This is a genomic window from Lonsdalea iberica (assembly GCF_002111585.1).
Lineage (GTDB): Bacteria > Pseudomonadota > Gammaproteobacteria > Enterobacterales > Enterobacteriaceae > Lonsdalea > Lonsdalea iberica.
Map to the genome: position 1 here is coordinate 54282 of NZ_LUTP01000018.1, position 19795 is coordinate 74076.

General features: G+C 53.9%; 9 protein-coding genes, 1 tRNA gene and 3 pseudogenes. 6 read left to right on the plus strand and 7 right to left on the minus strand.

Translation table 11 applies throughout. The features are described from left to right. Positions 1 to 25: 25 nt before the first annotated feature. Both AU511_RS09060 and ygjG read right to left on the minus strand, forming a co-directional pair. Positions 26 to 1402 (minus strand): diaminobutyrate--2-oxoglutarate transaminase, encoded by a 1377-nt coding sequence (locus AU511_RS09060; protein ID WP_094109452.1) that lies wholly within the window; start codon positions 1400 to 1402, stop codon positions 26 to 28. Between the two features lie 375 nt (positions 1403 to 1777). After that, positions 1778 to 3192, minus strand: a pseudogene (gene ygjG / locus AU511_RS09065) (putrescine aminotransferase). Between the two features lie 1453 nt (positions 3193 to 4645). On the opposite strand from ygjG, the pseudogene AU511_RS09070 reads away from it, so the two are divergent. Further along, positions 4646 to 5985 (plus strand): annotated as a pseudogene (locus AU511_RS09070) (anaerobic C4-dicarboxylate transporter). Positions 5986 to 6104: 119 nt separating this feature from the next. Here AU511_RS09070 and cuyB read toward each other — a convergent pair. From cuyB to AU511_RS09085, 3 genes are all read right to left on the minus strand, one after another. Continuing rightward, on the minus strand, positions 6105 to 6827 hold the full coding sequence (gene cuyB / locus AU511_RS09075) for a cysteate racemase (protein ID WP_094109453.1): 723 nt from the start codon (positions 6825 to 6827) through the stop codon (positions 6105 to 6107). Between the two features lie 2 nt (positions 6828 to 6829). Beyond that, the gene (gene cuyA / locus AU511_RS09080; protein WP_094109454.1) at positions 6830 to 7840 is read right to left on the minus strand and encodes a D-cysteate sulfo-lyase; all 1011 of its coding nucleotides are present in this window, start codon (positions 7838 to 7840) and stop codon (positions 6830 to 6832) included. Positions 7841 to 8086: 246 nt separating this feature from the next. Next, a complete protein-coding gene (locus AU511_RS09085; RefSeq protein ID WP_094109455.1) occupies positions 8087 to 9109 on the minus strand; it encodes a malate/lactate/ureidoglycolate dehydrogenase in 1023 nt (340 codons plus the stop codon). Positions 9110 to 9386: 277 nt separating this feature from the next. On the opposite strand from AU511_RS09085, the gene AU511_RS09090 reads away from it, so the two are divergent. Further along, positions 9387 to 10424: an ABC transporter substrate-binding protein gene (locus AU511_RS09090; RefSeq protein WP_094109456.1), complete on the plus strand. Its 1038-nt coding sequence runs from the start codon at positions 9387 to 9389 to the stop codon at positions 10422 to 10424. A gap of 195 nt (positions 10425 to 10619) precedes the next feature. Here the strand turns inward: AU511_RS09090 and gltP are convergent, their stop codons facing one another. Together gltP and cbl are read right to left on the minus strand one after the other, a co-directional pair. Continuing rightward, positions 10620 to 11930, minus strand: a complete 1311-nt coding sequence (gene gltP / locus AU511_RS09095; RefSeq protein ID WP_094101686.1) for a glutamate/aspartate:proton symporter GltP — start codon at positions 11928 to 11930, stop codon at positions 10620 to 10622. Positions 11931 to 12583: 653 nt separating this feature from the next. Next, positions 12584 to 13572: pseudogene (gene cbl, locus AU511_RS09100) on the minus strand (HTH-type transcriptional regulator Cbl). A gap of 161 nt (positions 13573 to 13733) precedes the next feature. Here cbl and AU511_RS09105 point away from each other — a divergent pair. From AU511_RS09105 to AU511_RS09120, 4 genes are all read left to right on the plus strand, one after another. Continuing rightward, a complete protein-coding gene (locus AU511_RS09105) occupies positions 13734 to 14696 on the plus strand; it encodes a DMT family transporter (protein WP_094109457.1) in 963 nt (320 codons plus the stop codon). A gap of 378 nt (positions 14697 to 15074) precedes the next feature. Next, entirely contained in the window at positions 15075 to 17225 is a 2151-nt protein-coding gene (gene fdhF / locus AU511_RS09110) for a formate dehydrogenase subunit alpha (protein WP_094109458.1), read from the plus strand. A gap of 733 nt (positions 17226 to 17958) precedes the next feature. Then, a complete protein-coding gene (locus AU511_RS09115) occupies positions 17959 to 19263 on the plus strand; it encodes a dicarboxylate/amino acid:cation symporter (protein WP_094109459.1) in 1305 nt (434 codons plus the stop codon). Positions 19264 to 19453: 190 nt separating this feature from the next. Next, a tRNA-Asn gene (locus AU511_RS09120) sits at positions 19454 to 19529 on the plus strand. The last annotated feature ends 266 nt before the right edge of the window (positions 19530 to 19795 follow it).

The window sequence follows — 19795 nt, forward strand, 5'->3', positions numbered from 1 at the left end:
TGCATTGCCGCCCGCGTATAAATCGTTATGGGCGGGCGATAACCAGCGCCTCGCCAAGCGCCCGCTCAAAGCGCGCAACAGCGATTTCACACTCCGCCGGTGAAATCGTCAGAGGTGGCAGCAGCCGTACCACGTTGCCATGGCGGCCGCCCCGCTCCAACAGCAGACCTTGCTGGAAGCAGCACTGTTGGATCGCGGCCGCCAGCGGCGCATCGATGGGGTAACTGCCGTCGGAGGACGGCGGCAAGCGCTCGTCCACGATTTCAATCCCCAGCATCAGACCGCGGCCACGGACCTGCCCCAGGCAGGGGAAGCGTTGCGTCAGAAAAGTCAGTGCCTGCGTCAACCATCGACCGCGCGCGGCGGCCTGTTCGGGAAGCCGGTCGCGGGCCAGGATCTCCAGCGTGGTTTTTCCGCTCGCCATCGCCATCTGATTGCCGCGGAACGTGCCGCTATGCGCACCCGGCTGCCAGGCGTCGAATGCACGGCGGATCCCCAGCACCGCAAGGGGCAGCCCGCCGCCGACGGCCTTGGACATTACGATGATGTCTGGCTCAATACCGGCCTGCTCGAACGCGAACAAGGTGCCGGTGCGTCCGAAACCTGCCTGGACTTCGTCCACAATTAGGACGATGCCGTACTGCCGAGTGACGTCTCGCAGCGTCCGCAGCCAGCTGTCCGGCGCAGGATTGACGCCGCCTTCTCCCTGTACGGCTTCCACAATCACGGCGGCGGGCAACGGCATTCCGCGTTCTACGTCGGCGAGAAAATCAGTGAGATAGTGATTCAGCGCCTTCACGCCCGCCTCACCGCCAATCCCCAGCGGGCAGCGGTAAAGGTGTGGGAAAGGCAGGAACTGCACGCCGGGCATCAGATTCTGTAGCGGATCTTTCGGGCCGGTGTTGCCGGTAACGGCCAGCGCCCCGTGCGTCATTCCGTGATAGCCACCCGAGAAGCTGATAACGCCGCCGCGTCCGGTGAAGGTTTTGGCCAGTTTGAGGGCCGCTTCTACGGCATCGGCGCCGGATGGACCGCAAAACTGTAGACAGTAGCTATCCGCGCCGCCGGGTAGCAGCGCCAAGAGCGTTTGGCTGAATTCGTCTTTGAGCGGCGTGGTGAGATCAAGCGTATGCATGGGTAAACCGGAGAGCAGGAAATCCTGAATGCTGGCGACCACTTCGGGATGATTATGACCCAGCGCCAACGTTCCCGCGCCGGCCAGACAATCGAGGTAGTCTTTGCCCTCCACGTCCGTCACCCATGCGCCGTGCGCTTTGGCGATCGCCAGCGGCAACTTTCTGGGGTAACTGCGCACGTTGGATTCCATCCACGACTGCCGTGTCAGGAAGTCTGAATTTTTTTGATTAAGATGCCGACTCATTGCCAACTGCTGCTGTGCCATCCTTCACCACCTCCTGTGATTATTTTGGATGACAACGATTATCATTAACAATTAGAGGACACAAGTGTTATTTTCTTGATGTAAAACTGATTAAATCCTTACAAATGGCAGACTTAAACCATCAATATGTTGATGAGGAAGTAACTTTTATCGAAAAAGTGCGAAGTCAGAGAGGCGAGCATGAAGTGTAAATATCGATTTTTGTGGCCGTGGTCTCAAAAATCATGTTTAAAAAAATTGATTAAGATACGCATAAAACAGATAAGCCAGCGAAAATAGCCTGACCTTTCAAGTAAAAAGCCAGCCTGTTGACAGGCTGGCTTGGGTCCCGGTCCAGCCCCCTAGGCCGACCTTATGCTTTTGCTACAGGGATAATTACAGGGCGAATTCCGTGTCCGCGGAATTCGTTTCAGCTTCCTTTTCGCAGGCCGCTCGCACGTTTTCAAGCGCGCGTTCCGCTTCTGTCAGAATCTGGCAGCATTGCTGATGCGTAATCGTCAACGGCGGCTCAATACGCACCGACTTCGCATTGTTCAACGTACCCGCAACCAGTACGTGTCGCTGGAACAACTCGCTGGCGAACGCGTAACCAATCTCGTTTTCCTGGAACTCGAAGGCGAGCAGCAGCCCTTTGCCTCGCGCCGCCAGGATCAGATCTGGATATTTGGCCGCGAGTTTTTGCAGCCCGTCCAGTAAGAACTTGCCCTCTTTGGCAGCCTGACCCGGCAGATCGTCTCGCAGCAGCACATTGATGGTCGCTAACGCCGCCGAGCAGGCCAACGGGTTGCCGCCAAACGTCGTGGTGTGCAGGAACGGGTTTTCAAACAAGACGGAGAACACTTCTTCCGTCGCGAGTGTGGCACCGATCGGCATTACACCGCCGCCCAGCGCCTTCGCCAAACACAGGATATCCGGTTGTACGCCATAGTGCTGGCAGGCAAACATCTTGCCCGTACGCCCCATCCCGGTTTGCACTTCATCCAATATCAATAATGCGCCGATTTCATCACAGAGCGCCCGAACGGCGGGCAGATACGATTCCGGCGGCAAAATCACCCCGCCTTCGCCCTGGATTGGTTCCAGGATCACGGCGGCGATACCTTCACCGTCCTGCTGGCATTGTTGGACCTGCTGTTTCATCGCTTCGATATCGCCGAACGGAACATGGTGAAAACCCGGCACCAGCGGCATGAACGGTTCGCGGAACACCGGCTTGGCGGTGGCTGAAAGCGATCCCAGCGATTTGCCATGGAACGCGCCGTTCGCGGCGATAAAGCTGAATTTACCGTGGGGAGCCTGATAGCTTTCGCCAGCTTCAGGGCGGCTTCGACAGACTCCGTACCACTATTACTGAAGAAACTGTATTTCAGTTTACCGGGAGTGATGGCGGCCAGCGTTTTCGCCAGCATGCCACGCAGCGGGTCTAACAATTCTTGACTATGCAACGGCTGCTTTGATAGCTGTTTTTCTACTGCGGCCAAAACGGTGGGGTTACGATGCCCAACGTTGAAAATACCGTAACCGCCCAGACAATCCAGATATTCATTTCCCTGCGTATCGAGTAACGTGTTGGGGCTGTTCGAGCGCCATTCGACAACGCCGTAACCTCCGTCTGAGGTGACTGACTTTCTATATTCAAGAAAACCCGGGTTAACATAATCGCGAAAAGCGTTAAGCGTTTCTTTATTTAGCGTCTCCATGTCTTCCTGACTAAGGGTATCGCTCATGATCCATTCTAATGCCTGCTGAGAACACTCTAGCGGGTTAAGTTGAGAAAAGGGTCTGGACAAAATGCGCTCCTTATTACACGGGTATCACGTGATACCATTATTAGTAATGCACAAAACAAGCCAACTAGCCACCCCTTTATTTTCTGAACTTTACGCTTAATAACAGGTGTTTTTCGATAACAAATACAAGACCACCCCCTATTTAAAAAATAAAATACCTATAAATTACATAATGTTATGCTCAGGTAAAACATAATGGATTTAATTGCACATTTTGAGTGCAAAATTTCTTTCTCGCCCTAATAAGGGGCAAAGTGAAATCTCGCCATCGTTTTTTAATGACCTGACAGTCATTTAATTTCAATAAATATATATACAGAATAAATAATAATGGTAACTCTGAATAATAATGAATATTTTGCTTTATCAAGATATCTCGTCGGACTACTTTATAAAATTCATTGCGATAAGAACCCAAAATATCGTCGGGAGCGCTATGTTATATTTTCGGTCACCTCTGGATGGCGAGAAGGAGCGCGCGATGTGCTCCAGCGGCGCGTCATGATGCCCATTGAGGGACTCATTGCTCTTCCGTTTAGCGGAGAAAGCACGGGGTGTGCCTTACATCACAGGGAAAAGGCGAAGTGAAATGATGCCGTCCTACGATGGCATCAGAATAGATGAGATCGTCTATTTAGCCACTCATTAAAGGAATTCCCCCTTCACTAATAAAGCCTAACTAACGGGAGGAAATTGTCCGACAAAATACAAATTGCGTGATGAAAGGAATGTTTTCTTTTGTCCTGACCTTTCTCGTCATACTGATAAAGGACAATGATGAATTGAATAAACAGAGTAATACCGAATGCTGTTTCTTGATGAGCTCCTGCAACGGTATTGACGGCGTCATCCCCTTCCAGCCATAACCTGAATAATAAAAATCTTATTCATTTTATCACTCAAATACCTCAAGCCGCACAGGCTACTCAAACATCAACCATGTTCTTCTCTTTCATTCTCATGCGGTTTTTTTACCATTCATCCTTTTGCTAACGAGTCTCGCTCATGCCGAGAGCTGACTCGGATTGACTTCCAATGAAACACACAAATGGTTAATAAAAACAAAAAGATATAAAATAGTGACGCATCAGTTTTCCGTTTTGATAAATACGACTTATGAATAAAACCTCATTCGACACAAAACAAAAACATCATTTAAACAAAATAAAAACATGAAAACTCACTGATACCTTTAAATAGCAAAAGAATGAAACAGGCGAACTCGGCCTTATAAACCGCGTGAGCTAATATTGATTAATTTAGTTAAATAACTAAATTAATCAACGACACTTATTATTGAGAGCCACATCCCCTATTTAACGCAAAGATAGAGAAATTTTAAAATTGGAGAGATAGATCAAAAAATCAGACGGGATGCGATATCTATAGTACCCGCGACAAAAGTAAGTCAATTTTAATTAACGCACTCGTTTCTGTGAGTAATGAGGATTTTATGGACTTTATCATTCAACTGGTCATTGTCCTGATCTGTCTATTTTACGGCGCAAGGAAAGGTGGGATCGCGCTAGGATTACTAGGCGGCATCGGGCTGGTCATACTGGTCTTCTTCTTTAAACTCGAACCTGGGAAACCGCCCATCGACGTCATGCTGGTGATTATCTCTGTCGTCGCAGCGTCGGCCACGCTACAAGCTTCCGGCGGGCTGGACGTCATGCTGCAAATGGCGGAAAAAATGCTGCGGCGCAACCCCAAGTATGTCTCCATCATCGCGCCTTTCGTTACCTGTATTCTGACCATTCTCTGCGGCACCGGTCACGTGGTTTACACCATTTTGCCAATTATCTACGACGTCGCGATCAAAAATAACATTCGTCCGGAAAGACCGATGGCCGCCAGTTCGATTGGCGCTCAAATGGGCGTCATTGCCAGTCCGGTTTCCGTCGCCGTCGTCTCACTGGTGGCGATGCTGGCCAACTTCACGTTCCACGGCAAGCATCTGGAGTTCCTCGATCTGCTGGCCATCACTATTCCCTCTACCCTGCTCGGCATCCTGGCTATCGGTATCTTCAGCTGGTTTCGCGGAAAGGATCTGGATAAAGATCCGGAGTTCCAAAAATTCATTTCCGTACCGGAAAACCGAGAGTACGTCTATGGCGACACGGCGACGCTGCTGGACAAAAAACTGCCGCGCAGCAACTGGGTCGCGATGTGGATTTTTCTGACCACCATTGCCGCTGTCGCGCTACTGGGGGCGGTGGAAGAACTTCGGCCGGCCTTCGGCGGCAAAGCGCTGTCGATGGTGCTGGTTATCCAGATGTTTATGCTGGTGTCCGGCGCCTGATTATCATCGTCACCAAAACGAATCCGGCTTCTATTTCTAAAAACGAGGTCTTTCGCTCAGGCATGATCGCCATTGTTGCCGTGTACGGCATCGCCTGGATGGCGGAAACGATGTTTGGCGCGCACCTAGATCAGATTAAAACCACCCTCGGCACGCTGGTGGTGGAGTATCCCTGGGCCTATGCGCTGATCCTGCTGTTGGTGTCCAAGTTCGTCAATTCGCAGGCCGCCGCGCTCGCCGCTATTGTGCCCGTTGCGTTAGCCATTGGCGTAAACCCTGCCTATATCGTAGCCTCCGCGCCTGCCTGCTATGGCTATTATATTCTTCCGACCTATCCGAGCGACCTGGCGGCCATACAGTTTGACCGTTCAGGAACGACGCGTATCGGTCGTTTTGTGATTAACCACAGCTTCATTCTTCCCGGCCTGATTGGCGTCTTCACCTCCTGTGCGTTTGGATGGGTGTTCGCCGCCCTGTACGGCTACTACTGATTCGCACTATCACGCCGACACATGCTGACGTCGGCGTTTCCTCTGTTTCAACGTAAAAAAACCGCCCAGCGTCATCCTGACCGGGCGGTTTTCCATTGCCACAATCGACACGATACGCGTTATCGAGACGACGCGCGGGACTGCTGCCAGAGTTCAACGCATGCCTGTGCTAATGCCTGCGTCGTATCAATGCTGCGCGCCTGCCACCGTGAGTTGACTGCAGCCAGCGCGGGAGCGACCTCCGTGCAGGCCAGAATTAGCCTTGTTACGCCTCGCTCCGCCAGCCTTTCGGCCAGTTGCTCCAGCAGAATACCGCCTTCGACGAGTTCACCACGTTTGACCGCGTAGCATCCCGGCACGAACAGTTCTTCCATCTCCTGCGGCGTGGGCGCCAGCACTTCGTTGCCCGTAGCAGCCAGACGTTGCTGATACCAACCCGCGCGCAACGTACCGTGCGTGGCAATCAGTCCCGTCACCTCCGGCGGTGCGGTGACGTGCTTATGCATCGCTGCCAGCGTGACGTCCGCGATATGCAGCAAAGGCACACGACTGCCCGCCACGAGGGCATCAAACCAGTGGTGCGCCGTGTTACAGGGGATCACGATATGGCTAAGCGGCAGCCGATTGAGCGATCGTATGGCCTCCAACAACACCGGTAGCGGCGATGGGCCGGTTCCCGCCAGCGCTTTTTGGCGATCCGGGATCTGCGGCACATTCCAGACGACCAGCGGGACATGATCTTGATCGCGGTCGGCTGGCGTCGACACGATGATTTTCTGCACCAGATCGGCCGTCGCCAGCGGCCCCATGCCGCCTAACACGCCGATCAGACAATTCGTCACGTTCAGCGTTCCTGTTGCTCGAAGAACTCTCGGTAGCCGAACAGCCCGGCCGAGCCGCCCGTATGAATAAAGACGACCTGCTCGCCTTTCTTGAAATCCCCTTTCCTGATGAGGTCGATTAGTCCCGCCATCCCTTTACCGGAGTAGACCGGATCGAGCAGGATCCCTTCCAGGCGCGCCAGCAGTTGGAGTGCCTCTCGCGTCCCCTCGTTAGGGATGCCATACCCTTTGCCGACATAATCGCTGTTAGCCTTCACGGCGGCGCGCGGCAGCACTTCATCAATCCCCAGACGCTGCCAGATCTGCTGCGCCAGACGATAGACATTCTCTTCCTGCTTCTCTTTTGGCGCACGTACGCTGATACCCAACACCGGTATGCCGCTGCGAACCGCCGTCAGCCCGGCGACCAGCCCCGCCTGCGTACCGCTGCTGCCGGAGGCATGGACAATATGATCGATGCGCAGACGCTGCTGGCTGGACTGGAACAGCAGCTCTTCCGCGCAGGCGACATAGCCCAAGGCGCCAGTGACATTAGAGCCTCCGCCGGGAATGACATAAGGGCGGCGGCCTTCTCGACGCAGCTCGTCCGCCAGCGACGCCAGCGCCTGCTGCATGTCCGTGCCTGCGGGCAGATGGTCGACAATCTCCCCGCCTAACAAATGATCCAGCAAGATGTTCCCCGACCGCTGATAAGGCTCGCCGTAATCCTCAACCCGTTTTTCCAGCAACACTTTGGTTTTCAGCCCCAGCTTCGCCGCCGCGGCGATGGTCTGGCGCACGTGATTCGACTGCGTGGCGCCCTGCGTCAGGATGATATCGGCTTCCTGCTGCAACGCCTCCGCCAACAGGAATTCCAGCTTGCGTGTTTTATTGCCGCCCGTCGCCAGACCGGTCGCATCATCGCGTTTGATATAAATCGTCGGGCCGTTGAGATAGGCCGTCAGCGCCGGCAGGGGTTCGAGCGGGGTGGGGAAATGCCCTAATGATAAACGTGGGAAGCGAGCAAGGTGCATCTTATTCTCCTCAAGAAAATCGGTATCGTGTTTTATTTGAAGCGGGCTGTGTCGTCTGCGTTATGGCGCCAGACAACCTAATGAACAAATGCAATACACTTTAATGGCGTCGTTGAATCAGAAAATATCGGGATGCGCCTGCTTACGTGCAATTCTGGTCTTCATCGCATGTCAGAAATCATTCGATATAAATGCAAAAGTTTCCGACTTAAACCGCGCAACGACGCACGCCGCCGTTATTAATCATCAGGCGACCTGCGTTTGCAGCTGGCTTAATTGGGCCCAACTGGTGTCATCCACATAAATCCCCTCTTTCTTCCGCTGACGATAGGCTATCTGTTCCGGTTCGCCCGGCAGCAGTAGTTCGCCATCTTCGCGGGATTGCCGGATCCACTCCAGCAGTGCGGGGATCTCCTGATGATAGCGCGCGTTTCCACCCAGCCTATCGGGATCGATCAGAATGGAGAGCATGCTGTTGATGATCTGGTTGCCTTTTCCCGTGGCCGTGCGTTCATTGCTGCCGCCGGTTAATACCGCGCCCAGCAGCGAGCAGATGATGGCCAGGCCGGAGCCTTTATGCTGCCCGAACGCCAGCAGCGCGCCGGTGGGCTGCTCCATCAGCCAACGCGGGTCCACCGCGGGCTGGCCCTGATTGTCCACGATGCAGCCGGGCGCCAGCAGTTTGCCCTCATTCCACGCGATGCGGGCCTTGTTACCGGCAATGACGCTGGTGGCAAAGTCCAGAATGACCGGCGATTTGCCGGCAACCGGGATACCCGCGCAGAACGGATTCGTGCCCAACCGAGGTTGGACGCCCTGCCACGGCATCACCACCGGGCGGTTGTAGACGTTGGCGAAATGCAGGGACACCAGTCCGGCGTCCGCCGCCTGTTCCGCCCAGGCGCCAATGCGCCCAAGATGATGCGCATCCGCCAGTCCGACCACGGCGACGCCGTGTTCTTGCGCGCGCTCAATCCCCTCCGCGATAACCTGACGGGCGACCACCTGACCGAAGCCATGCTGTCCAGCAAAAGAGATTAACGGCCCCGCATCCAGCGTTTTCTCCGCCACGGCGTGGGGGCATAGCCCGCCATCACGAATGGCGGCGATGTAGCGAGGCAGCATGCTGACGCCGTGAGAGTCATGCCCTTTCAAACTCGACTCCACGAGGTTATCCGCAACTAGACCGGCAACCTCTTCCGTCACCTTAACCGCCAGCAAACACTCGCGCAGATAACCGCGTAAATAGTGATGAGAAAAAACGGGCATGACATTTCATTCCAGGTCAATAGACAGAGATGAATATCATGCACCGTATTTTTTATTCGATAAGTCAAAAATAGTGCTTTGAATAGCAGCAAATTTGCTAAGCAATATTCAGGCTTTATTTAATCGAGATTTATACAAATAAAATACCGATAAATTATTCCAAAATAACCTTTATAAAATTCACTCACCTGCTCATAGCATACGCAGACTTTATTTTCTTCCGGCGAAGGCCGCTTCGTTTTTCTTTATTTTTTTATTTAATATAAGTGAGAAAGATATGAATTCATCAGGAAATCAGAATAAGACGGGCTTTACCGGACGACTGGCGGCGTTGTCCTTATTGGCAGGCCTGGGGCTGAGTGCCATCCCCTTATTCGCAAAGGCGGAAGGCAATCTCCGCATCGCTCAGCAGTTCGGCATCGGCTATTTGATCCTTGATGTCGTACGAGACCGGCAGTTAATCGAAAAACAGGGCAAGCGGCAAGGCGTAGATATCAACGTGGAATGGCGCACGCTCTCCGGCGCCACCATTATTAATGAAGCGTTGCTTTCGGGTTCGCTCGACGTGGCTTCCGCCGGCGTACCGCCCGCGCTGACCCTGTGGGACCGAACCCGCGGTCGGCAGAACGTGAAAGCCATTGCTTCGCTGGGCTCCATGCCCAACTTTCTCCTCAGCAACAATCCAGCGGTAAAAAATGTGCGAGACCTGAGTGAAAAAGACCGCATCGCCACCCCCGCCGCAGGCGTCGGCTTCCAGTCTCGCACCTTGCAGATTGAGACCGCCAAGCTGTTCGGAGATGAAAACTTCAAGCGTTTCGACACCCTCACCGTAAGTTTGCCCCATCCGGATGCCAGCGCCGCGCTGACCGCGGGTGGTTCTGAGATAACGGCCCACTTTTCCAGCCCGCCGTTCCAGTATCAGGCGCTGGAGAACCCGAAAGTGCACAAAATTCTGAGCTCTTACGACGTACTTGGCGGTCCTGGCTCCTTCAACCTGTTGTACACCACCCAGAAGTTTCATGATGAAAATCCCAAAACTTACCGGGCGTTTTACGATGCGCTGAAAGAGGCCGCAGACATCATCAAAGCGGACAAAGCGGCCGCGGCGGAGACCTACCTCCGCGTGGAAAAATCGCGCCTGCCGCTGGCGCTGGTGAAGCGGATTGTCGAAGACCCTGAAATCGACTTCACCGTAACGCCTCAGCGCACCTACGTGTACGCCGAGAAACTGTATGAACTGGGTATTTTGAAGAATAAAGCCGCATCGTGGAAAGACTACTTCTTTGAAGAAATTCACGATCAACCAGGCAGTTAAACCCCCTATCGCGGAAAGGGTGATACCACCGCTTGTTCACGGTTTAGACGTCTTTCCCCTGGCCCGGGCGTGATGAGGTACAGCATCAGCGGCGCTCGTCCAAGGCATAAAAAAACGCAGCGGAACTGAGTCACGCTGCGTTTTTAACGGGGCCGCACCGGCTTCGGCACAGTCCCGTCATGAGGAGCAAGAATATCAGAGAGCGGTTTTGGAACTCGGGTCGCGAATTTCACGCTCGTAAGCACGCGCTTTTACCGCATCGAACTGTCCTTCCCACTTGGCGATAACCAGCACGGCCAGAGCATTACCCACCACGTTCAATGCGGTACGCGCCATATCCAGAATACGGTCGACGCCCGCGATAAAGGCCAGCCCTTCCAGCGGGATACCCACACTGCCCAGCGTCGCCAGCAGTACGACAAAGGATACGCCCGGCACACCGGCGATCCCTTTAGAGGTCAGCATCAGCGTCAATACCAGTACCACTTCCTGGCTGATGGTCAGGTCGATTCCGTACAGCTGCGCAATAAAGATAGCCGCAATACTCTGATACAGCGTGGAGCCATCCAGATTGAAGGAGTAGCCTGTCGGCACCACAAAGCTGGTGATGGCTTTCGGCGCACCATAAGCTTCCATCTTTTCGATAATGCGCGGCAACACCGTTTCGGAGCTCGCCGTAGAGTACGCCAGAATCAGCTCGTCTTTCAGGATACGGATAAGCATGCTGACCCGCAGCCCGCAGATGCGAGCCACCAGTCCCAGCACCACCAGTGCGAAGAAGATGATCGCGCCGTAAACCATCACTACCAGCTTGGCCAGCGGCCAGAGCGAAGCGAAACCGAAGTTGGCGACGGTCACGGCAATCAACGCGAAGACCCCAACCGGCGCATAGCGCATGATCATGTGGGTCACTTTAAACATCGTTTCCGATGCGCTGCGGAAGACGTTTAGCAGCGGGTCACGCTGTTCGCGCGGCAGTGAAGACAGGCCCAGACCAAACAGCACGGAGAAGAAGATCAGCGGCAGCATGTCTCCTTTCGCCATCGAGTCGAAGATGTTAGGCGGAATGAGCGACAGAATCGTCCCGACCAGGCTATGCGCCCCGCTCTGTACCTGTTCGGTGGTTTTCTCATATTGTGAAATATCAACGCTGGTCAATGTCGACATATCGATGCCGTGTCCCGGCTGGAAAATATTCGCCAGCGTAATGCCGAGGATGATCGCCACCGTCGTCACAACTTCGAAGTAGAGAATCGTTTTCAGACCAATACGGCCCAGCTTCTTGGCGTCTCCCACGCCAGCGATCCCGACCACCAACGTGGTGATCACAATCGGGACCACAATCATTTTGATCAACCGAATGAAGATATCTCCGGCCGGGCTGAGAACATTGACGATCAGCCAATGTTTTTCGGTCGGATGTTCATGCAAAAAGGCACCAAGGGCAATACCAATAACCAGGGCGATGAGAATTTGCCACGCCAGGCTAATTTTTTGTTTTTTCATATCACTTTCCATTTCCTGTGCTCCGATCCTCGCAGGCAACGGTTCTACCGGCGCCTCACTCCATCAGCGGATGCTGAATATGTTCAGACGAGGGGGAGGTTACAAAGATGAGGTGGTTTTTATTATCGCAGCGGCCGAATGAGGCGAGCTGTCTATTTATCATGCAAATAGTTATTCATTTAAAACGAACAACTATTTGTATTTAAAAACAAAATCGCTGTTTTAATCAACAACGCATCTTGTCTAAGTTATTGTTAAAGCGAGGATGCTACTATCCCAGGTGGGTGAGATCAAGCCAATCATAGATAAGCGTTTTCATAATTATGCTGTTAAGCAATACGATTTCTCTTGCTTTGGCTACAGAAAATTCAGGAATATCAGTGCTATTTTTTAGCGCCATTAAGAATATGAAATCGCGCTGCCTCGCAGCAAAAAAGAGTAAAAAGGCCGAGATAGGGCCGCAAAAGGAGCTCCACGGCTTTTTTGCAAGAATGAGAGGGAGGTCAACGTCGCTGCTCTAACAAGAGGAACCGTGGTGGTCTCCGGATTGTCAGGCCCCCCCTGTCAGGAACAGGACGCGGATGACGATATCGCTGGAAATAAGACAACGCGAGCGAACAACAGTCTAGTTCACAGGTGCCGTCTATCAGACGTTAAATCTGATAATCGATGACGCTTTCGTTGTCGCTCCCGGCGAAGACCCGTTGTTTGATCTCTTCCAGCGTCAGTTCCGGGTTGCAAAGTTGGATAAACTGCCAGGTATAGTTGCGCTGCAGCTGACCGCGTTTGAGTCCTAACCAGACGGTATTGGCCTCGAACAAGTGCTCCGCTTCGAGACGCACCAACCCGGCGTCGCGCACGGGGTCGTAAGATCTGTCCGCCAAAATACCCACGCCTAAGCCCAATTCGACATAGGTTTTGATGACGTCGGAGTCCTGCGCGCTGATGGCGATATGCGGGGAGAGTCCCGCGGCGAGAAACGCCCGATCGATGCGGGAGCGGCCGGTGATGCCCTGCCGGTAGGTGATCAGCGGCACCGAGTTGAGTTTATCCAGCGTGATGGGGCTGCCGTCCGCCAGTGGATGTCCTGCCGGCACCAAAATGGAGTGGTGCCAACGATAATAGGGAAAGGCGGCCAACGACGTCGTATTCATCAACTGCTCCGACGCGATGCCGATATCCGCTTCGCCCGAGGCCAACATCGCCACAATCTCTTCCGGCGTGCCTGATGGAGCACCAACTGCACCTGAGGATATTGCGCCTGAAAAGACTGGATCACCGAGGGCAGACTATAACGCGCCTGGGTGTGCGTGGTGGCAATCACCAATACGCCCGCATCGTTGTCACTGAATACATTAGCCAATCTGCGGATATGGTTGGCATCGTTCAGGATGCGTTCGGCCATCACCAGCAGCTCTTTCCCTGGCTCTGTCATCCCCAACAGACGCTTGCCGCGCCGGATGAATATTTCAATGCCCAGCTCGTCTTCCAGCTCACGAATATGACGGCTCACCCCTGACTGCGACGTGTAGAGCGTGTTTGCCACCTCGGTCAGGTTATAGTTGCACCGTGCCGATTCCCGAATGATTCTCAGTTGTTGAAAGTTCACACTTCGCTCCGCCTTTGTGCTACTTGTTAGCACTATTCATACGAAGTAATGTTATTCCGTACAAATAAACAAAATTTCCTACATATAACTTTTAAAGATATAGAACGGCGCGAAATGAGTATGTTCCACCGGCAGGCCGCGGCGGGCAGCCCGCTACGCGCATCATCCCAACATCATTCATCAGGATCGAAACTGTGTTATCGGGAATTTTTTTTGCGCTATCCGCCGGATTGATGTGGGGACTCATCTTTATCGGGCCTTTGATCATCCCCGACTATCCGGCGGCTCTGCAGTCTAGCGGACGCTATCTGGCGTTTGGACTGATCGCCCTGCCGCTGGCATGGCTTGACCGCCGCCGACTGCAAAAATTGTCTCGCAGCGACTGGCTTGAGGCGCTCCGCCTGTCGGCCGTCGGCAATCTGCTCTATTACCTGTTCCTCGCCAGCGCGATCCAGCGTACCGGCGCGCCGGTTTCCTCCATGATTATCGGCACGCTGCCGGTCATTATCGCCGTCAGCGCCAATCTGTTATACGGCCGGGAAGACGGTCAGTTGGCCTGGCGACGGCTGGCGCCGTCCCTACTGCTGATTATCATCGGGCTGGTGCTGGTCAATATTGCGGAGCGTCAGGGCGCCGCTGAATCCGTACCGCTGCCGCGCTATCTCAGCGGTATCGCCCTCGCGCTGCTGGCCGTCGTATGCTGGACCTGGTATCCGCTGCGTAACTCCCGTTGGTTACGGCAACACCCCTCGCATCATCCCATGACCTGGGCTACAGCGCAGGGCGTCGCTACACTGCCGTTAGCTTTCGCGGCGTACGTCCTGGTCGGCGGCTATCTGTCGCTGACTTCGCCCTCTTTTTCCCTGCCTTTGGGGCCTCAACCCGAACGATTTATAGGGCTAATGCTGGCCATCGGCCTGTTGGGGTCCTGGCTGGGGACAATTTGCTGGAATGCCGCCAGCCAACGGCTCCCCACGGCGTTGATGGGGCCGATGCTGGTATTCGAAACGCTCTCTGCGCTGGCCTATACGTTTATGCTGCGCCAAAGCTGGCCGCCGGTGATCACGCTCGCGGGCATCGCCTGTCTGGTTTGCGGGGTCATTAGCGCCATGCGCATCAAGCCGCAGCCCGTTGTCAGCGTCGACGCCGTTCACTAACGGTCTTCCCCTTTTTCCGCTCAGACGATTATCGACGAGAGCGAGCGCTCGCCAGCTCTTGATAAAACACCGCGCGTCATTCCCGTCCCTCCTATGTCGCCGCGCCGTCTTTATCTGAACGAGCGCCGTTATGACGACGATCAGTAAACCTGTCGTCCGCATCGGTCATCATCTGGCATCAGGACACCGTATCAAGACTATGCCGCGTCGTGTTCTCTGCGGAGCCAGTCCGGCTAAAAAAACCGATTCGCCTCGGCCAGATCAACGAGAAGCGGACTAGGCTGTAACGCAGGACACGGTTCGCGGCCACGGCAAGCAGCGCTGCCGATACGCCATTGGGAGCGCTCTCCAGCGAAGAGCGCCTAAGGAGATACCCTCATGAAGAAAGTGATTACCGTCTGCCCTTACTGCGGGTCGGGCTGCAAAATCAACCTACTGGTTGAAAACAATAAAGTCGTCGGTGCGGAAGGCGCTCAGGGTGTGACCAACGAAGGCGAGCTTTGTCTAAAAGGCTACTATGGGTGGGATTTTCTCAACGATACCAAGCTGCTGACGCCGCGACTGAAAGCGCCCATGATCCGCCGCCAAAAAGGCGCGCCGTTCGAGATGGTCTCGTGGGATGAAGCCATCGTTTTCGCCAGTTCTCGACTGCTAGCCATTCGCGAAAAATACGGACCCGACGCCATCATGCATACCGGATCGTCCCGCGGTCCCGGCAACGAAACCAACTACGTGATGCAGAAATTCGCCCGGGCGGTCACCGGCACCAATAACGTCGACTGCTGCGCCCGCGTGTGCCACGGCCCCTCGGTTTCCGGCCTCGACGTGACGCTGGGCAACGGCGCGATGAGCAACTCGATTTGCGAAATCGAACATACCGAGTGCGTGCTGGTGTTCGGCTATAACGCCGCTGACTCACACCCTATCGTCGCCCGCCGCATTCTCAAGGCGCGAGCGCGCGGCGCCAAGATCATCGTCTGCGATCCACGCCACATCGAAACCGCCCGCATCGCCGATTTATGGCTGCCGTTGAAAAACGGCTCTAATATGGCGCTGGTCAACGCTTTCGCCAACGTGCTGATCAATGAAGGCCTCTACGATAAGGCGTTTGTAGAACACCATACCGAGGGCTTTGAGGAATATCGCGCCATCGTCGAGAAATACACGCCCGAATATGTCGCCGAGATCACCGGGCTGGAGCCCTCGCTGATCCGCGAGGCAATCCGCATGTATGCCGCCGCCCCTTCCGCCACCATCCTGTGGGGCATGGGCGTGACGCAGTGGACGCAAGGGGTGGACGTCGTCAAAGGACTGTCAGGACTGGCGCTGCTGACCGGTAATTTGGGCCGTCCTAACGTCGGCGTAGGCCCGGTGCGCGGTCAAAACAATGTTCAGGGCGCCTGCGATATGGGCGCGCTGCCCAATCTGTTCCCCGGTTATCAAGACGTCACCGATCCGGCGATTCGCGCCAAGTTCGCCCAAGCCTGGGGCGTTCCTTCGCTCCCGGCACATAAAGGCTTCACGCTGACCGACGTGCCGCACAAGATTAAGGCCGGGAAAATCAAGGCCAACTACCTGATGGGCGAAGACCCATTGCAAACCGAACCAGACCTGTCGCTGGTACGTCAGACATTCGATGAGCTGGAATTGCTGATCGTTCAGGATATTTTCATGACGAAAACAGCGTCCGTCGCCGACGTCATCTTTCCGGCCACCTCGTGGGGAGAGCACGAAGGCGTTTATTCCGCCGCCGATCGCAGCTTCCAGCGCTTTTATAAAGCGGTTGAGCCTCAGGGAGACGTGAAGCCCGACTGGGAAATCATCAGTTTGATGGCGACCGCCATGGGATATCCGATGCACTACGGCAATACGCAGGAGATCTGGGACGAAATGCGCGAACTGTGTCCGCTCTATACCGGCGCCACCTACGAGAAGATGGCCGGCCTGGCCTGCATTCCGTGGCCCTGCGAAACGCTTGAAAGCCCCGGAACCCCTTGGCTTTATGCGGGTAGCCAATTCGACCGTCCCAACGGCAAGGGGCTGTTGTTCGCCACTGAATGGCATCCCCCAATGGAGCAAACCGACAGCCAGTACCCGATGGTTCTCTGCACCGTTCGCGAAGTCGGCCACTACTCCTGTCGTTCCATGACCGGTAATTGCACCGCCCTGCAAACGCTGGCGGATGAACCGGGCTATGTGCAAATCAATCCCCAGGACGCGGCCGAGCTGGGTCTACAGGATCAGCAACTGACCTGGGTGGCGTCGCGACGCGGTAAAGTCATCAGCCGAGCCGCGGTCAGCGAGCGCATCAATAAAGGCGCTGTCTATATGACTTATCAATGGTGGATTGGCGCTTGTAACGAACTGACGCTCGACGAGGTGGACCCCATCGCGAAGACGCCGGAATACAAGCACTGTGCGGTGCGGCTAGAACCGATTGAAGATCAGAACTGGGCGGAAGAGTATGTGCAGCGGGAGTACAGCAAGTTGAAAGCCCATCTGCGCGATACAGCCGAAGTGACTCATTGAAACATCGCGACACCTACGCGCCCTGTTCGAGGGCGCGTTTGACTCATCAGCTTTTTCGATAAGCCCGGCTTAATGGCCCTAACAGGCGAAATTTACTCGCCTTTCTTCTCAGACACTTGTCAATAGACGCGTATCACAAGGATGAAAAATAACGGCATCATATTTAACGACGACAATACCAACAAATAACATGGTAATTACATGCCAGGAGTGAATTTAATTGTTCCTACAATCGCCGTCATGATATCGATAATATTTGACGGATATATCCGCTCATATCGTGAAGTCCAAACGCGTTATTCAAATAACATTTTGGGCGTAATATCTACGCGTTATTCCATTTAATAAACCACACGGATAATTTTAATTGCTGCTAATTTAACCTGCACCATAAGTAAATCTAATACCTAATTCAAGGGGATATTTTCCCGAAGAAATATGTCACCAAACCAATTAAAAACAATAAGATAAAAGCGAAAAACACTCAAGCCGCGAGCTCCCCGTTCCCGTCGAATATCAAAAAAAAATCACTTTTCACTTTTTTTAGCGACTTTTGTATTTCCCCTGGCGGGAAAAAACGGTAAAACCCTTGATTCGCTGTTATTAATAAGGCAAACACAATACGCCCAATAACAAGTCAGGGTGTCGGCTGAGTGTGTGAGGAAATACGCATGAAACGCCCCGCTGCAATAACACGGTGTTGTCTGTACACATTCATCAACATGAGGTTCGTATGCAAAGGCAGAAGTTACTTTTACAGATAGTGGTCGCTATCGTCGTGGGGATCATCGTCGGGTGGGCCTGTCATGAGTATCTGGATAGTGCTCGTGCCAAAGAAATCGCGTCTTATTTCAATCTGATTACCGATATTTTCCTGCGCCTTATCAAGATGATTATCGCACCACTGGTCTTCGCCACGCTGGTTTCCGGTCTTGCCAGCATGGGCGACGCTTCTGCCGTGGGACGAGTGGGTCTGAAAGCCATGATCTGGTTCGTCACCGCCTCCATTCTGTCGTTGATTATCGGTATGGCGCTAGCCAACCTCTTCCAGCCGGGCGCTGGCATGAATCTGGTCGCGACGACCACGCATGTGTCGACCGGCTTAAGCACCGATGGGTTCACGCTGAAAAGCTTCATCAGCCACATCTTCCCCAAAAGCATTGTCGAAGCGATGGCGAACAATGAAATTTTGCAGATTTTGGTCTTTTCACTGTTCTTCGGCTCCGCGCTGGCTTATGTGAAACAACATAACAAGCATGCCACCACGATTCAGTCTTTGATCGACGAGCTGGCTAAAGTGATGTTCCGTGTCACAGATTATGTCATGGGACTGGCGCCGATTGCTGTATTCGCCGCTATCGCCTCCGCCATCACGACTCAGGGCTTGGGTCTACTGTATGACTTCGGCAAGCTGATCGGTGAGTTCTACATCGGTCTGGCGTTGCTGTGGGGCGCATTGTTCCTGGTGGGCTATGCCTTCTTGGGCAAACGCATCGTCGTATTGGGTAAATTGATTCGGGAACCGACCGTACTGGCCTTCGCTACCGCCAGCAGCGAGTCCGCCTATCCGAAAACCATGGAAGCGCTGACCAAATTCGGCGTACCGAAGAAAATCTCCAGCTTCGTGCTACCGCTGGGTTACTCCTTCAACCTCGACGGTTCCATGATGTATCAGTCCTTCGCCATCCTGTTTATCGCGCAGGCCTACAACATTGACCTGAGCCTAACCCAGCAGATTCTGATCCTGCTGACGCTGATGATCACCAGCAAAGGCATGGCCGGCGTCGCCCGCGCTTCCGTTGTGGTCGTCGCCGCAACGCTGCCGATGTTCAGCCTGCCGGAGGCCGGTATTCTACTGATTCTGGGCATCGACCAATTCCTGGATATGGGCCGTACCGCCACCAACGTCATCGGTAACAGCATTTCCACCGCGGTGGTCTCCAGCCTGGAAAAAAATGTCCACGACGACGAGGAAGCGGATGAAAAAAACGCCACCTCCGCACCTCAAGCAACTCAAACCGGGCAACAACACGCCTGAGTATGCTCGCCAACCACAAAAAACAGCGGCGATTTAGCCGCTGTTTTTTTGCCCTCCGCGCCTACTTACTCCGCAATCGTTTCTAAAAAAACATCACTTTGCGCATTCTGCCAGCAAACGAACTGAATTTAGGGTTTCGGCCTTTGACATGCCCTCTGCCCCTCGTTATTATGCGCCCCGTTCACACGATTCCTCTGTAGTTCAGTCGGTAGAACGGCGGACTGTTAATCCGTATGTCACTGGTTCGAGTCCAGTCAGAGGAGCCATATTTAGAAAAGCCCGCTTCAGGAAACTGAAGCGGGCTTTTTGTTTTTACATGTACCTGTGCAAGATCTTGACACGTTTTGATAGGACTAAGAAACGAAAAGGCGTTCTGCTGCCTTTTCGTTTACCCTCCGCATCGTGAAAATTTGGTGGTTAGATTTGGGGCCAGATTGGTTCGATGACGGCGAGACCCCCAAATGTCTCTTAACGACTCAAAAATCCGCAACTTAAAATCATCCGCTAATCCCTTCAAAGTTTCCGATTCACA

Bases quoted from the DNA above. Each gene is read 5' to 3' on its own strand.
- AU511_RS09060 (WP_094109452.1), bottom strand. From the start codon at position 1,402: ATGGCACAGCAGCAGTTGGCAATGAGTCGGCATCTTAATCAAAAAAAT.
- cuyA (WP_094109454.1), bottom strand. From the start codon at position 7,840: ATGCACCTTGCTCGCTTCCCACGTTTATCATTAGGGCATTTCCCCACC.
- AU511_RS09085 (WP_094109455.1), bottom strand. From the start codon at position 9,109: ATGCCCGTTTTTTCTCATCACTATTTACGCGGTTATCTGCGCGAGTGT.
- AU511_RS09090 (WP_094109456.1), top strand. From the start codon at position 9,387: ATGAATTCATCAGGAAATCAGAATAAGACGGGCTTTACCGGACGACTG.
- gltP (WP_094101686.1), bottom strand. From the start codon at position 11,930: ATGAAAAAACAAAAAATTAGCCTGGCGTGGCAAATTCTCATCGCCCTG.
- fdhF (WP_094109458.1), top strand. From the start codon at position 15,075: ATGAAGAAAGTGATTACCGTCTGCCCTTACTGCGGGTCGGGCTGCAAA.
- AU511_RS09115 (WP_094109459.1), top strand. From the start codon at position 17,959: ATGCAAAGGCAGAAGTTACTTTTACAGATAGTGGTCGCTATCGTCGTG.